This window comes from Bacillus sp. FSL K6-0268 (assembly GCF_038005425.1).
GTDB classification, from domain to species: domain Bacteria; phylum Bacillota; class Bacilli; order Bacillales; family Bacillaceae_G; genus Bacillus_A; species Bacillus_A thuringiensis_S.
In genome coordinates this window covers 2,310,577-2,325,492 of record NZ_JBBOTF010000001.1, presented here as the reverse complement: position 1 = coordinate 2,325,492, position 14,916 = coordinate 2,310,577, and the positions used below count along the sequence as shown (strand labels likewise).

Genomic DNA, 14,916 nt, shown 5'->3' with positions numbered 1-14,916 from the left:
ATGATTACATATGAAGAAAAGGTTATAAAAGAACTGGAGCAGTGGAAAGCTACATTCATGAAAGATTCTTCTATGATGACACGGTTCTCAAAGAAAGTGCAGACGAAAGTACAACAGCTTATTCCGGCGAAAGTGCAAAAAGTCTTAACAGAAACGATTCGGATGATGGTGCAAACGATCAGCGCCGGATCAAACTTTATAAAGCCGAAGCTAAAAGAGACGACATGGTCACTGCAAAGACGTGATGACGAAGTGCGTAAAAAAATGGATGAGTACAAAAAAATAGCTGCGGCAGAAGGAGCAGGGACGGGGGCTGGTGGTATTTTACTCGGTCTTGCTGACTTTCCGCTTTTACTTACGATTAAAATTAAATTTTTATTCGATGCAGCAACGTTGTATGGATTTGATACAAGTAAACAAGAAGAGCGTCTTTTTATTCTTCACGTTTTCCAACTCGCCTTTTCAAGTGACAATCACAGAAAAGAAATATGGAAAGCAATTGAAACGTGGGATACAGAAAAAGAAAATCATATGGACTGGGAAAAGTTCCAAACAGAATACCGAGACTATATCGATTTAGCGAAAATGCTTCAGCTCGTACCAGTAATCGGTGCCCCGGTAGGCGCATATGCGAACTATCAATTGCTGCAAAGACTTGGAGAAGTGACAATGAATTGTTATCGTATGCGATTGCTAAATAGAAAGTAAAAAAAAAGCATCCTAAATGTGTGATTTAGGATGCTTTTTTTAGAAGTTAATTTCGCTATAGCCAACTCCGACTACAATCAATATGATAAAGAGCACAATAATGGATGGAAATCCGCTTTTATTATCGTGACCAGCCTCATCGCCGCCTTTATCCCGCTGTTTATGAAGGCTGATTAAAGTTTCACTTTATCAAGAACTTCCTGTGTAAACTCTTATTAACTTGCCAATTATTCAGTTTCATTTTATAATTTATTTACCGACCGGTAAGTAAAAATAAGTGAGGTACAGTATGACAAAGAATTTACAAACATCGCAAAACATTGTAGAGGCATCATTTAAACTCATGGCAGAGCACGGCATTGAGAAGATGAGCCTTTCCATGATTGCGAAAGAGGTAGGTATTTCAAAACCGGCTATTTATTATCATTTTTCTTCTAAAGAAGCGTTAGTCGATTTTTTATTTGAAGAGATTTTTTCTGGTTATCATTTTGCAAATTACTTCGATAAAGAGCAGTATACGAAAGAAAATTTTGCAGAAAAGCTAATCGCAGATGGTTTACATATGCTCTCTGAGTATGAAGGGCAAGAAGGAATACTACGCGTTATCAATGAATTTATCGTAACTGCATCGCGAAATGAAAAGTATCAGAAACGATTATTTGAAATACAAGAGGATTTCTTACATGGTTTCCACGATTTATTGAAGCAAGGCGCGAGACTGGGCGTTGTGTCACAACATGCAACGGAAGAAAACGCTCATACGCTAGCGCTTGTGATCGATAATATGAGCAATTATATGCTCATGGGATTTCAGTTAAAATATAAAGAAATTTGGATTCGAAATGTGAAAAGCGTCATGAAGGAGGAGTAAAAATGAAAATGCAAAAAAACTGGTGGCTCGGTTTTCTTGGATTCATTGGAGTTTATAAAATTCCAGGCATGATAGAGGCTTTTCAAGCAGATGGAAGTTGGATGAAGTTAATCGGTTTTATTTGGCTACTTTGGTTCGGATATTTTATTCCAGAGAGGAAAGAAGATTAAATTTTAATTTTCTGTAAAGTTATGTAAAATATAGATTAAGAGTATTCGTATATTAGATTACTAGATTTGGAGTGGTTACATGGATCCATTGAAAAATGAAATTAACCCTGACATGGTCAAAGTGTGGAAAATTCGTGCTGTAATTGAAGAAGGGATCGGTATACTCGTCATTTTAGCTTACCTTTTCCTCATGATAAAGTTTGATTGGTGGGCGTGGATTTTGTATGTGATGATTGGGCTAACAGTTGTGTTCGCGCCATTTTCGTACTTCTTATTCCCGAAACTACGTCAACGTTATTACAGCTACCAACTAAATGAAGAAGAACTTGAAATTCAGCATGGTCTTTTCGTCGTAAAGCGCGTATTAGTACCGATGATTCGTGTGCAGCACGTTACGATTGAACAAGGACCAATTATGAGAAAATACGGATTAGCAGAATTACACATTTCAACAGCAGCAACTTCTCACAGCATTCCAGGCTTAACGATGTATGAAGCAGAAATGTTGAAAACGAAAATCGCAGAATTAGCGAAAGTGAGTGATGAGGATGTATAAGAGGCAGCATCCAATCACGATGTTATTAGAATTGAAAATAACAGATTTTATACCACTCATTATTTTCATGTTTAGCTTAAACGGAAAATTCCCGTTTTGGTATTTAATTCCCGCAGCATTTGGTTTACTCACCGTTTTTTCAGCATTTGAAAAATGGTATTACACAACATATTGGGTTGAAAATAACGTATTACATGTGAAAAAAGGTCTCTTCGTGAAAAAGGAGAGCTACTTAAATAAAGAACGTGTTCAAACGATTAATACAAGTTCTAACGTACTATATCAAATGCTCGGTTTGAAAAAAATTCAGATTGAAACAGCTGGTGGGGGCGATGAAGCAGAAGTTAGCTTAGCTGGTATTACGGCAGAAGAAGCGGCGGAGCTTATTGCTTTGCTAAATGAGCCAACTCCAGAAGTGAAAGCAGAAGGAACGTTAGACGAAGCAACAGAAAATGTAGTAGAAAAAGCAATTGTTACAGAGGAAAAACAAACGACAGAATATAAATTAACTTGGAAAGAGATTTTATTAGCATCTGTTACATCTGGTCAATTTGGACTATTATTCTCTTTAATCTTTTTCGTTTATCACCAAGTAGATGAGTACATTCCGAAATGGATAGAGAATGGCGTAAAGTCGTATGTAATGGAACATGATATATATGGCTGGATTTTCATGGTAGCCATTTTACTCGTTCTTTCTTGGATTATATCTACAATCGGTTACGCGTTAAAACATGGCGATTTCACAGTGAATCGAAGAAATGACGAAGTTCGCATTTCACAAGGATTACTTGAGAAAAAAGAGCTCGTACTAAAATTGCATCGTATTCAAGGTATTACGATAAAAGAAAGTATTTTACGCCAACCATTCGGTTATTGTGCTGTGCAAGTAGAAGTCATTCAAAGTGAGGGAAAAGAAGAAAAAGTTACACTGCATCCTATCATTCGAAAAAATCGAGTGCAACAGTTACTCGCCCATTTACAATTACCATACGAACTGAATGCAAACATTATTGCATTACCAAAAGCAGCATTACGCCGCTATCTCATTGATAGTTTCATTTTCTTCGCAATGCTAGCAATCCCGTTTATTGGAATAAGTATATACTCTGAAAAGCACTTCATCATGTGGGCATTAATTCCGCTCGCGATCCTCATCTTTACACTTGGATACGCAACATTTAAAACAAATGGTTACAGTGTTAACGGAGAACAAATTACACTTGTCTATCGTAGCGTCGGAAAATACACAGGACTTATTAGAAGAAGACACGTCCAATCAATGGAGAAGACACAATCATATTTCCAGCGCCGCGCGGATTTATGTACGTATAAGTTTTCTAGTGCATCATCTAGTTATAAAATAGAGCATACGAGAGTAGAAGACGCGGAGAGAATGCAGGATTGGTATAAGAAGAGAATGAGGGAGGAATAATTTGAGAAAGCTTGCCTATTATGAAGGGCAGGCTTTTTTTGTTATAAGGAAATGAGTGGTTTAAGTGATAGAGCAGTACAACTACAGCACACATGTATTAATATGTATGAAAAAAGGTAATATTCTTCTATTTTAGAGGAATCTGTGGAATTTTTGATATAAATGGTATACTAAAATATAAATAGTATTAGGAGGTTATATATGATAAGTCAGTTGAAAAGAGAAGCACTTGATGCATTAAAAGGAAGATGGGGATTAGCGGTAGGGGCAACTTTATTAATTGGAATCCTTATTGGAGCTGTTGAAATGCTAACCACAGGTATTTTTTCGATATTTTGGGGTTGGGAAGAAGCAAGTGATTCACTCACAGTAAGTATTATTGTAATGCTTGTTATTGGTCCATTAACAATAGGTGCCTATTATCTTGTTTTAAATGCAATTCGTAGGACTGATGCTCGCATTGGTCATATATTTAGATGGTTTAGCGATGGAAGTAAGTTGATGAAGTCGTTTTTAACATATTTACTAATGTATGTATACTTGACTCTATGGACATTACTTCTTATTATTCCAGGTATTATTAAATCGTAACTACTCAGCTTCCTCACGGAGGCTTTTTTCATTTACTAGTCTGATATGTACTTTTTGTGTGAATACTAGATATATCAGACAAGGAGGTGGTATTTATGTTGAAAAAACAAGAAATTCTAGCTGTCTATCAAAAGGGACCTCAAGCTATTTACGATTTTGTTCATCAATTAGAAAGTCAAATACAGAATTTAAAAGAGCGTATAGAAGAATTAGAAAATCGTTCAAAAAAAAACTCTACAAATAGTCATAAACCACCCTCTACAGATGGTTTTCGTAAGCCTATTACAAAAAGTTTGCGAAAATCATCCCAGCGTCAAACCGGTGGCCAGTTGGGCCACAAAGGACATACACTTCATTTGACAACGACTCCTGACAATATGATTACCTATTCTCCTACGCATTGTATTTGTTGTCACACGTCCTTAAAACATGAACCTGTAAAAGGATACCGCATTCGCCAAGTGTATGATTTACCACCTATCCTGATAGAAGTCACAGAACATAAAGTGGAACAAAAAGAGTGCCCACATTGCCATTCTATCCAAGAATCCCAGTTTCCCTCTACTGTCTCTCGTCCTGTTCAATATGGTCCAAATATAAAAACACTGATTCCTTATTTAACACATTATCAATGCCTTTCTTTGAAACGAACAAAAGAATTCTTTCAAGATTGTTTTGGACATTCGATAAGCGAAGGGACGTTAGTCAATCATACCCATGCTTTTTCTGCTCAATTGCGGCCGTTTCTCGAAGAAGTAAAAGAACAGATTCTGCAGTCTTCTGTTGTCCATTTTGATGAAACCGGTATGCGAGTAGAAAATAAAACACAATGGTTACATACTGCGAGTACACCGGAGGTGACATTTCAACATATTCATGAAAAACGCGGAAAAGAAGCGATGGATGCAGGTGAAATCTTGCCTTCTTTTTCTGGAATTGCTATGCATGATGGGTGGAAACCGTATGATGTGTATACAGATTGTCGTCATGTTTTATGTAATGCCCATCTCTTGCGAGATTTGCAAGGGATTATAGATAGTACCGGAGAAACATGGGCACAACAAATGAAAGAATTCCTTACACAAGCTTTGACAATAAAAAAGCAATACAAGGGAAATATTCCAGAAATAGAGAAAAAGAATCTGTTTGCCGCATACCAGGCCATATTGAAAGGCAAACAGGTGCCTTCTGCAGAACAAAAAAAGAAAAGAAAACAGACGCCTTCTCAAAATTTATGGAATCGCTTTGCTAAGTATGCGGACAGAATTCTAGCGTTCTTAGAAAGTCCAGATATTCCATTTGATAACAATCAAGCGGAGCGAGATATTCGGATGACGAAAGTCAAACAAAAAGTGTCTGGGACGTTTCGAAGTAAGGAAGGTGCAGAATCATTTTGCCACATACGTAGTTTTATGAGCACCATGAAAAAACAAAATCAATCAGTATTACAAGCGATAAGTCAGGTGTTAAAAACCGGAACGGTTCCTTGGAATACCACTCTTTCGTAAGAGAATGTTTCTATTTCATATAGATTCTTTCTCTTATCGGAGTGTGTTCTTTTTCATGTTTTCGAACAGGAAACATGTATTTGGCATGCTTTTTTGTTTAACTAAGCTGAGTAGTTACATTAAATCATTTTCTTATTCTATGACATATTTTATTTTGAATGATCATCCAGAATATACAGCGAATCAAGCGATTACTGAGAGTCGTCATATGATGAATGGACATAAAATGGATTACTTTTTACTATGCTTAAGTTTCTTAGGCTGGTTCATATTAAGTATTCTTACTATAGGAATCGGTTTCTTATGGTTAGTACCTTATTTCTACTCGACATCGGCAGCATTTTATGAAGAGATTTCAAAAGAATATTATAAAAAAGAGAGCACTACTTTCTAATAAAACATATAAACTATCTACCCTAAAGAATGTAGGGAGCAGATAGCAGATGGTTTAGGTGTTTTGATATTTGTCCTATTTTCGGGATTCACTTCAGGATAAGGTATAGATTTTTATATAGAAATGCTTCCCTCTATGTTTTATCATAGAGGGTTATTTTTTTATGTAAAAATGATAGGAAATAATGAATAATATATGTAAAGAAAAAAGCGAGGTGAATGAGAGTGAGCAAATTTTTAATACCGTATTCATTTTCTATATTAAGTTTCTTTATTTCAGCAACAGCACTTGATTTATATGATAGGATGGGAAACGATAGTGAGCTGGTTTCGCCGAACATAATTGGAAAGATAATTCAATCTACTGCGCAAATGGGAGTCCTTACATTGTATTTCGGAGTACCTATTATTTTAGGTGGCTGTCTACTTGGTGAGCTATTGTTTAGAGGTATCATTTTACGATTTAAACTAAGCTATATTATATCTTTATTATTATATCTATTTTTAGCTTTTAGTATTGTTTTCGTAACGGTAGGCATTCCAACTACATATGAAGATTCTAATACATTTTTCATAGGGATAACTATGATTTGTGCTGTTACATTCTTTGTGAGTCGGAATATATGGGAAAACAAGTTAATAATGGAGTGACAAAATGAAATACACCTGTCCATGTTGCGGATATAAAGTTTCACTTTATTGGATCAGTTAGAAAACCGACTAGTGAAGATGTGAAGGATGCTAGTTGGCCGCGAATTTGTTAAGTAAAATGTTATTACTCGATTCGATGGGAGTAATAACATTTTTTATTTAATGCTGAAAGAATTACTGCCGTCTTATAAAGTAATAAGAAGGACTAATCGGTAAATTTTATTGATGGATATATTAGGAATGAATACAAAAGTATAGATGTATAGTCGACTTTGTGTATTTAATGTTATCATATTGAATGATATGGAAATTTTTAATAGAATAAGTAACTAAAAATTCAAAGGTAATGAAGCTTTTGTTGTATAAAGAAAATACTTAGTAGTAATCAACAATATTAAAAATAAGATTCGTATTTATATAAATTTAGTAGAAATGGGGTTTTAAAAAGGAATGAGTATCAGCATAACGCGGCAAAAGATTTTGGCGGCCGCTTCTCAAATTGTGCAATGTAAAGGGGTTGCTAAATTAACCTTAGAAGCAGTGGCAAAAGAGGCGGGTGTAAGTAAAGGTGGATTATTGTATCACTTTGCAAATAAAGAAGCTTTAATAGAAGGTATGATAGTCAGAGGGATAGAGGATTATGAGGGCGCTATTTACAATAAAGTAGCGGAAGACTCAGAGAGGAAAGGGAGATGGGTTCGCTCTTTTGTAGAGGAAAGATTAAGTAATGAGAGAAGAACAGAAGAGTTGTCTAGTAGTATGATGGCAGCATTCATGTTAAAACCTGAATTACTTGAGCCATTACAACAATCATTTCAGCAACTGCAAAAGAATATAGAAAACGATGAGATAGATTCAGTTTGTGCAACAATTATTAGATTAGCAGCAGATGGATTATGGTATTCGGAATATTTAGGGGTTGGCAGACTAAGCCCCGAGTTAAGAGAAAAAGTGATTCAAGCTCTTATTGATAATTCATATAAATAGAATATACGAACTATATAATACGAAAACAATTCACCATTACTTATTTAATGTAGTGGTGAATTGTTTTTTTTATTAGAAAAATAGAACAATTTTATAGAGTATTGAATTATAACCGTCCAGACGGTATAGTAATATTTGGTTTAAGAGGAAAATGAAACAAAAAAAGAATAAAAGATATTTTTAGCACACTATTCGAAAGGATAGGCCGCAAAGCTTAGAGTCTACGGTAATACATATTGGTTACTAAGATCGTCTGGTTGCACATTTTTGATGCAACCGGACGGTCTTTTTTTGTTATATAAATATAAAAAAATAGGAGGGAACTATGCAAATGAAAAGTACTAAAAGGCATATTTCAATGGTTTCATTAGTTTTTCTAGTATTATTTTCAGTGCTGAATGTGTGGGCTCCAGTTATTCAAGCTGCTGTGATGAAAAGTCCAGTGGACGAAATTAATATTTCCCGTACTGATGGCACGACATCTGAACCGTATCAAGCCTCAGATGGTATGAAAGTAGAAGTGAAGTGGTCAGCTAAAGAAAAAATAAAAAGTGGAGATCAATTCACAATTGATATGCCAAAAGAGTTTCGAAAAGACCTTATGAATATGAGTTTTCCTTTAAAAGATGCTGAAGGAAAAACAGTTGGTACATGTGAGATGAAAAAGGGTCTATTAACGTGTACTATGGGTGATTACGTAGAAGGAAAGAATAACATTAAAGGCTCTTTATTCGTAGAATTCTACTTTGGTCTAGAAGCATATGATGGTGTTAAAGAAATTCCATTAGAATTTAACGTTGATGGTCAAATCGTCAATAAAGAAGTAAGTGTAAATAATACGACAGAGAGACCGAAGCCACAGCCCAATACGGAAAATTTATTGAAATGGGGTTCTTATAATCAAGAAGATCCTTCAATTGCTGATTGGCTTGTATACGTAAATGCAACTGGAACAGAAATGCAAGATCTTAAATTAACAGATACATTAGGACCTGGGCATGAGTTAATTACAGACAGCGTAGTATTAGAAGAGGCTGTATTTGAAGATGGTTATGCACCAACAAATATTAAGCCAGCAGATTTATCTAACATTAAAATAAATGCAACGAAGACTGGATTTACAATTGAGTTTCCAGACAGTTCAAAAGGTTATATTTTAAGATATAAAACAAAGGTTACAAATCCTGCTGCAAAGCCTCATAAAAATACTGTGAAATTAGAAGGTAAAAATATTAAAACTGAAGAAAAAGTAGGACAAGTATTTGTAAGTGGTGGAGGAGGATCCGGTTCAGGTGACAATAATCCACCTAGCATTGAAAAAAATATAGTTGATGAGAATGGCAAGCTTGTAGAGAATGAGCAGTTAACACAAATGGATCAAGTTATTCAATACCAAGTTGGTACACATATACCGAACGATCCTCCTAAATACACATCTATGGTAATTAGTGATGATTTAGAAGATGTTTTAGAAGTATTAGAGGCAAAAGTGTATGATCAAAATGGCCAAGATATTACTTCTAAAGGAACGTTAAATATAGATAAACAAAGAAGTGAAGTAACATTTACGTTTGGTGAGAGTTTTGACTATAAGTCATATGAAGACCAGATAATCAATCTCAGTATCAAGGCGAAAATAAAAAATAATGCAGACTTATCTTCTTACGTAGATAAGAAGATTCCTAATAAAGCGGAATTGCATTTTGATGATAAAACATTAACATCAAAAGAAGTAACTATTACGCCGCCTGAAGCTCCAAAAGATGGTACAGTACTGATTCATAAAACAGATTCTGAGAATCCGAATAAAGGGTTAAAAGGTGCCGAATTTGAAGTTCGAAATAGTGCAAATGAAGTTGTTGCAAAACTAAAAACGGACGAAAAAGGTTTTTCAGTACCTCAAACTTTAGCTCCTGGGACGTATAAAGTTTATGAAACAGTAGCACCAGAAGGATATCAAAAATTAACAAGCCCAGTAGAGGTTACACTTCAAGCTGGAGAAACAAAAACAATTGAAATTAAAAATACTATGCAAAAGGGTCAAATTGAAGTAAAGAAAATTGATTCGGAAAATGGTGAAAAACCATTGGAAAATGCAGAGTTTGATATAGTAAAAGACGGTGTAGTAGTCGAACATATTGTTACAGATAAAGATGGTAAGGCAATCTCTAAACCGTTAGCACCAGGAAAATATATTTTAAAAGAAACAAAAGCACCTGAAGGCTACCAATTAAAAGAAACAGAGTTGGAAGTAAATGTAACAGGGGACGGCATATTCCCAATACAAGTGGAAAATGCAATGGTAGACAAAGGGAATATAGAAATTACAAAAGTGGACAAAGAAAACGGGGCAGTATTAGCCGGTGTCGAATTTGAAGTCCAAGATGAGAAAGATGGCGTAGTAAGAAAAGTAGTAACAGATAAAGATGGAAAAGCAAACGTTTCAGATCTATCAGTAGGAAAGTACAAATTAGTAGAGACGAAAAGCTTACCAGGTTACAAAAATCTAGCAGAACCAGTACTATTTGAAATTACAAAAGGTATGACAAAAGCTTTATCAATAAAAGTAGAAAATGAGCAGTTAGACAAAGGCTCAGTAGAAATTACAAAAATAGATAAAGATAGTCAAAAAGTATTAGAAGGCGTAGTCTTCGAAGTGCAAGATGAGCAAGGAAAAGTAGTAACAGAAGTAAAAACAGATAAAGATGGTAAAGCAAAAATCTCAGATTTATCAGTAGGAAAGTACAAATTAGTAGAGACGAAAAGTTTACCTGGCTACAAAAAGCTAACAGAACCAGTATCATTCGAAATTACAAAAGGTATGACAACAGTCCTATCATTGAAAGTAGAAAATGAACAGTTAGATAAAGGTTCAGTAGAAATTACAAAAGTAGATAAAGACAACAAAAAAGCATTAAAAGGCGTAGTCTTTGAAGTGCAAGATGAAGCTGGAACAGTAGTAAAGGAAGTAAAAACAGATAAAGATGGTAAAGCAAAAATCTCAGATCTATCAGTAGGAAAGTACAAATTAGTAGAGAAAGAAAGTTTACCAGGCTATAAGAAACTAACAGATCCAGTATTATTTGAAATCAAAAAAGGCATGACTGAAGTTCTATCATTAAAAATAGAAAATGAAATGGTAGATACGGGAAATGTAGAGATAACAAAGATAGATAAAGTTAATAAAGCACCGTTAGCGGGAGTAACATTCATCGTCCAAGATGAAAAGGGGAATGAAGTTACAAAAGTAACGACAGATAAAGATGGAAAAGCAAATGTTTCAGATTTACCTGTAGGAAAGTATGAATTAGTAGAGGTAGAAAGTTTACCTGGTTATAAAAAGCTAGAAAAACCAGTATCATTTGAAATCAAAAAAGGCATGACCGAGGTTCTATCATTAAAAGTAGAAAATGAAATGGTGGATACAGGGAATGTAGAGATAACAAAAATAGATAAAGATAGTAAAGCTCCATTAGAAAATGTTGTATTTGAAGTACGTGATTCAAAAGGAAAAGTAGTTACGAAAGTAACGACGGATAAAGAAGGAAAAGCAAACGTTTCAGATTTACCTATTGGGAAGTATGAGTTGGTGGAAGTAGAAACACCGGCAGGATACAAACCACTAGAAAAGCCAATTTCATTCGACATTGAAAAGGGTAGAGTAACAGCATTAAAGCTAACAGTAGAAAATGAATTAGTAGATACAGGAAATGTAGAAATTACAAAAGTAGATAAAGAAAATAAAGATGTTTTAGCTGATGCAGTCTTTGAAATTCAAGATGAAGCAGGACAAGTAGTCGCTAAAATAACGACAGATAAAAAAGGACAAGCACAAGTTACTAATTTATCAGTCGGCACATACAAGTTAGTAGAAGTAAAAGCACCAAAAGGATATAAACAATTAGTAGATTCGATTATTTTCCAAATTGAAAAAGGCATGACAAAATCTCTTGCTTTAACAGTAGAAAACGAAATGTTAGACAAGGGAAATGTAGAAATTACAAAGGTAGATAAAGATAGTCAAAAATTATTAGAAGGCGTAGTCTTCGAAGTTCAAGACGACAAAGGCAAAGTAGTAACAGAAGTAACGACAGATAAAGAAGGAAAAGCAACAATTTCAGATTTATCAGTAGGAAAGTATAAATTAGTAGAAAAAGAAAGCTTACCAGGTTACAAAAAATTAACAGAACCAGTATTATTCGAAATCAAAAAAGGTATGACGAAAGTTTTATCATTGAAAGTAGAGAACGAACTGTTAGATAAAGGTTCAGTAGAGATTACAAAAGTAGACAAAGAAAGTGGCGCGTTATTAGAAGGCGTAACATTCGAAGTGCAAGATGAAAAAGGCAAAGTAGTAACGAAAGTAAAAACAGATAAAGATGGAAAAGCAACAATTTCAGATTTATCAGTAGGAAAATATAAGCTAGTAGAAGTAGAAAGCTTACCAGGATATAAAAAACTAGCGAAGCCAGTATCATTCGAAATCAAAAAAGGTATGATAGAAGTCTTATCATTAAAAGTAGAGAATGAACAGTTAGATAAAGGCTCAGTAGAAATTACAAAAGTGGACAAAGAAAGTGGCGCGTTATTAGAAGGCGTAACATTCGAAGTGCAAGATGAAAAAGGCAAAGTAGTAACGAAAGTAAAAACAGATAAAGAAGGAAAAGCGAAAATTTCAAATCTATCTGTAGGAAATTACAAACTAGTAGAAGTAGAAAGCTTACCAGGCTACAAAAAGCTAACAGAGCCAGTATCATTCGAAATTAAAAAGGGTATGACAGAAGTCTTATCATTAAAAGTAGAGAATGAACTAGTAGATAAAGGTTCAGTAGAAATTACAAAAGTAGATAAAGATAGTAAAAAAGTATTAGAAGATGTAGTCTTCGAAGTGCAAGATGAAAAAGGCAAAGTAGTAACGGAAGTAAAAACAGATAAAAATGGTAAAGCAAAAATCTCAGACTTATCTGTAGGAAAGTACAAATTAGTAGAGAAAGAAAGCTTACCAGGTTACAAACAATTAACAGAACCAGTATCGTTTGAAATCAAAAAAGGAATGACAGAAGTTCTATCATTAAAAATAGAAAATGAAATGGTAGATACGGGAAATGTAGAAATTACAAAAATAGATAAAGATAATAAGGCACCGTTAGCAGGGGTAGTCTTTGAAGTTCAAGACGACAAAGGCAAGGTAGTAACGAAAGTAACGACAGATAAAGCTGGAAAAGCAACAGTTTCAGATTTATCAGTAGGAAAGTACAAGCTAGTAGAAGTAGATAGTTTACCAGGCTACAAAAAATTAGAAAAGCCTGTACCATTTGAAATTACAAAAGGTATGACAAAATCTTTAACGTTCACTGTAGAAAATGAAATGGTAGATACGGGGAATGTAGAAATCACAAAAATAGATAAAGACAGTAAAGCACCATTAGAAAATGTTGTATTTGAAGTACGTGACTCAAAAGGAAAAGTAGTTGCGAAAGTAACGACAGATAAAGAAGGAACAGCAACAGTTTCAGATTTATCTATTGGAAAGTATGAGTTAGTAGAAGTAGAAACACCGGTAGGATACAAACCACTAGAAAAGCCAGTTTCATTCGAAATTGAAAAAGGTAGAGTTACAGCATTACAATTGACTGTAGAAAATGAATTAGTGGATGTAGGAAATGTAGAAATTACAAAAGTAGATAAAGAAAATAAAGATGCTTTAGCTGATGCAGTATTTGAGATTCAAGATGCAGCAGGACAAGTAGTCGCTAAAATAACGACAGATAAAAAAGGACAAGCACAAGTCACTAATTTATCAGTTGGCACATACAAGTTAGTAGAAGTAAAAGCACCAAAAGGATATAAACAATTAGTAGATCCAATTACTTTCCAAATTGAAAAGGGTATGACAAAATCTCTTGCTTTAACAGTAGAAAATGAAATGTTAGACAAGGGAAATGTAGAAGTAACAAAAGTAGATAAAGATAGCCAAAAAGCATTAGAAGCCGTAGTCTTCGAAGTACAAGATGAGCAAGGCAAAATAGTAACTGAAATAACGACAGATGAAGAAGGAAAAGCAAACGTTTCAGATCTATCAGTAGGAAAATATAAATTAGTAGAGCCGAAGAGCTTACCAGGTTATAAGAAGTTAACGGAACCAGTATCATTCGAAATTAAAAAAGGTATGACGAAAGTCTTATCATTGAAAGTAGAGAATGAACAGTTAGACAAAGGTTCAGTGGAGATTACAAAAATGGCTGCTGAAAGCAAGGAAGTCTTATCAGGAGCTGTGTTTGAAGTTCATGATGAAGCGGGAAAAGTAGTAGTGAAAGTAACAACAGATAAAGATGGAAAGGCAAAAATCGCAGATTTATCTGTAGGTAACTACACACTAGTAGAAGTAGAAGCACCAAAAGGATATGAAAAATTAACTAATCCAATTCCATTTGAAATTACAAATGGAATGATAAATGCAGTTCAATTAGAAGTATTAAACAAATTGAATCATTTAGCACCACCAGTTCCAGAAACACCAGTTCCAGAAACACCAGATCCAGAAAAGCCTGGAACACCAGATCCAGAGAAACCTGGAACACCAGATCCAGAGAAACCTGGAACACCGAATCCAGAAAAACCTGGCACACCAGATCCAGAGAAACCTGGAACACCGAATCCAGAAAAACCTGGAACACCAGATCCAGAAAAGCCTGGAACACCGGGTCCAGAAAAACCGGAAAAAGAATTACCAAAGACAGGGCAGAAAATGCCTGTGGAACCATATATGGGAGCACTTCTTGTAATGATGAGTTTTGGATTACTCGTATTAGGTAGAAAACAGCAGAGATAATAAAAGTGAAAAGGTATCCTCAAAGTATTTGAGGATACCTTTTTTAACATAAAAAAAGGCATCTAGCAAAAGAACTAGATGCAAATAAAAACACTTGGGAAGACAAAATTCTTCCCGTTTCCCGTATGTAATTATATCAAAAAAATTATAAAAAACTAGTTATATTTAAAATATAATTTTAAAAAAAGTTATATACATAAATAATTGCAATACT

At 34.5% G+C, this 14,916-nt stretch carries 10 protein-coding genes, 2 pseudogenes and 1 riboswitch; of the genes and pseudogenes, 11 read left to right on the top strand and 1 reads right to left on the bottom strand.

The annotated features are described in order from the left end of the window. Entirely contained in the window at window positions 1-708 is a 708-nt protein-coding gene (ecsC, locus tag MHI28_RS11915) for an ecs operon protein EcsC (RefSeq protein WP_000634144.1), read from the top strand. A gap of 39 nt (window positions 709-747) precedes the next feature. Here the strand turns inward: ecsC and MHI28_RS11910 are convergent, their stop codons facing one another. Further along, a complete protein-coding gene (locus MHI28_RS11910; protein WP_102981857.1) occupies window positions 748-882 on the bottom strand; it encodes a YjcZ family sporulation protein in 135 nt (44 codons plus the stop codon). 115 nt (window positions 883-997) lie between these two features. Between MHI28_RS11910 and MHI28_RS11905 the strand changes: the two genes are divergently transcribed. The 10 genes and pseudogenes from MHI28_RS11905 (at window position 998) to MHI28_RS11860 (ending at window position 14,702) form a co-directional block, all read left to right on the top strand. Further along, window positions 998-1,579 carry a TetR/AcrR family transcriptional regulator gene (locus MHI28_RS11905; RefSeq protein WP_086413061.1) on the top strand — a complete coding sequence of 194 codons (582 nt, stop codon included), beginning with the start codon at window positions 998-1,000 and terminating at the stop codon, window positions 1,577-1,579. Between the two features lie 2 nt (window positions 1,580-1,581). Next, window positions 1,582-1,749, top strand: a complete 168-nt coding sequence (locus tag MHI28_RS11900) for a hypothetical protein (protein WP_000783816.1) — start codon at window positions 1,582-1,584, stop codon at window positions 1,747-1,749. Window positions 1,750-1,828: 79 nt separating this feature from the next. Further along, window positions 1,829-2,305 carry a PH domain-containing protein gene (locus MHI28_RS11895; RefSeq protein ID WP_000371368.1) on the top strand — a complete coding sequence of 159 codons (477 nt, stop codon included), beginning with the start codon at window positions 1,829-1,831 and terminating at the stop codon, window positions 2,303-2,305. After that, the gene (locus MHI28_RS11890) at window positions 2,298-3,740 is read left to right on the top strand and encodes a PH domain-containing protein (RefSeq protein WP_079245155.1); all 1,443 of its coding nucleotides are present in this window, start codon (window positions 2,298-2,300) and stop codon (window positions 3,738-3,740) included. Before MHI28_RS11895 ends, MHI28_RS11890 begins: the two co-directional genes overlap by 8 nt. Window positions 3,741-3,941: 201 nt before the next feature. Next, window positions 3,942-4,328, top strand: a pseudogene (locus MHI28_RS11885) (DUF975 family protein); the annotation flags it as partial. Window positions 4,329-4,426: 98 nt separating this feature from the next. After that, window positions 4,427-5,839: an IS66 family transposase gene (gene tnpC, locus MHI28_RS11880; RefSeq protein WP_197233369.1), complete on the top strand. Its 1,413-nt coding sequence runs from the start codon at window positions 4,427-4,429 to the stop codon at window positions 5,837-5,839. A gap of 73 nt (window positions 5,840-5,912) precedes the next feature. Beyond that, window positions 5,913-6,233, top strand: a pseudogene (locus tag MHI28_RS11875) (DUF975 family protein); the annotation flags it as partial. Between the two features lie 224 nt (window positions 6,234-6,457). Beyond that, on the top strand, window positions 6,458-6,883 hold the full coding sequence (locus MHI28_RS11870; RefSeq protein ID WP_002083032.1) for a hypothetical protein: 426 nt from the start codon (window positions 6,458-6,460) through the stop codon (window positions 6,881-6,883). A 450-nt stretch (window positions 6,884-7,333) separates the two neighbouring features. Beyond that, window positions 7,334-7,870, top strand: coding sequence for a TetR/AcrR family transcriptional regulator (locus MHI28_RS11865; protein ID WP_000028014.1), 537 nt, complete (start codon window positions 7,334-7,336; stop codon window positions 7,868-7,870). 172 nt (window positions 7,871-8,042) lie between these two features. Further along, window positions 8,043-8,135, top strand: a riboswitch (cyclic di-GMP riboswitch). A gap of 60 nt (window positions 8,136-8,195) precedes the next feature. Continuing rightward, a complete protein-coding gene (locus tag MHI28_RS11860; protein ID WP_340827980.1) occupies window positions 8,196-14,702 on the top strand; it encodes a SpaA isopeptide-forming pilin-related protein in 6,507 nt (2,168 codons plus the stop codon). The last annotated feature ends 214 nt before the right edge of the window (window positions 14,703-14,916 follow it).

Excerpts from the sequence above, each read along its gene's own strand:
- MHI28_RS11905 (WP_086413061.1), top strand. The coding sequence starts at position 998 with ATGACAAAGAATTTACAAACATCGCAAAACATTGTAGAGGCATCATTT.
- tnpC (WP_197233369.1), top strand. The coding sequence starts at position 4,427 with ATGTTGAAAAAACAAGAAATTCTAGCTGTCTATCAAAAGGGACCTCAA.
- MHI28_RS11900 (WP_000783816.1), top strand. The coding sequence starts at position 1,582 with ATGAAAATGCAAAAAAACTGGTGGCTCGGTTTTCTTGGATTCATTGGA.
- MHI28_RS11890 (WP_079245155.1), top strand. The coding sequence starts at position 2,298 with ATGTATAAGAGGCAGCATCCAATCACGATGTTATTAGAATTGAAAATA.
- MHI28_RS11865 (WP_000028014.1), top strand. The coding sequence starts at position 7,334 with ATGAGTATCAGCATAACGCGGCAAAAGATTTTGGCGGCCGCTTCTCAA.
- MHI28_RS11860 (WP_340827980.1), top strand. The coding sequence starts at position 8,196 with ATGCAAATGAAAAGTACTAAAAGGCATATTTCAATGGTTTCATTAGTT.
- MHI28_RS11895 (WP_000371368.1), top strand. The coding sequence starts at position 1,829 with ATGGATCCATTGAAAAATGAAATTAACCCTGACATGGTCAAAGTGTGG.
- ecsC (WP_000634144.1), top strand. The coding sequence starts at position 1 with ATGATTACATATGAAGAAAAGGTTATAAAAGAACTGGAGCAGTGGAAA.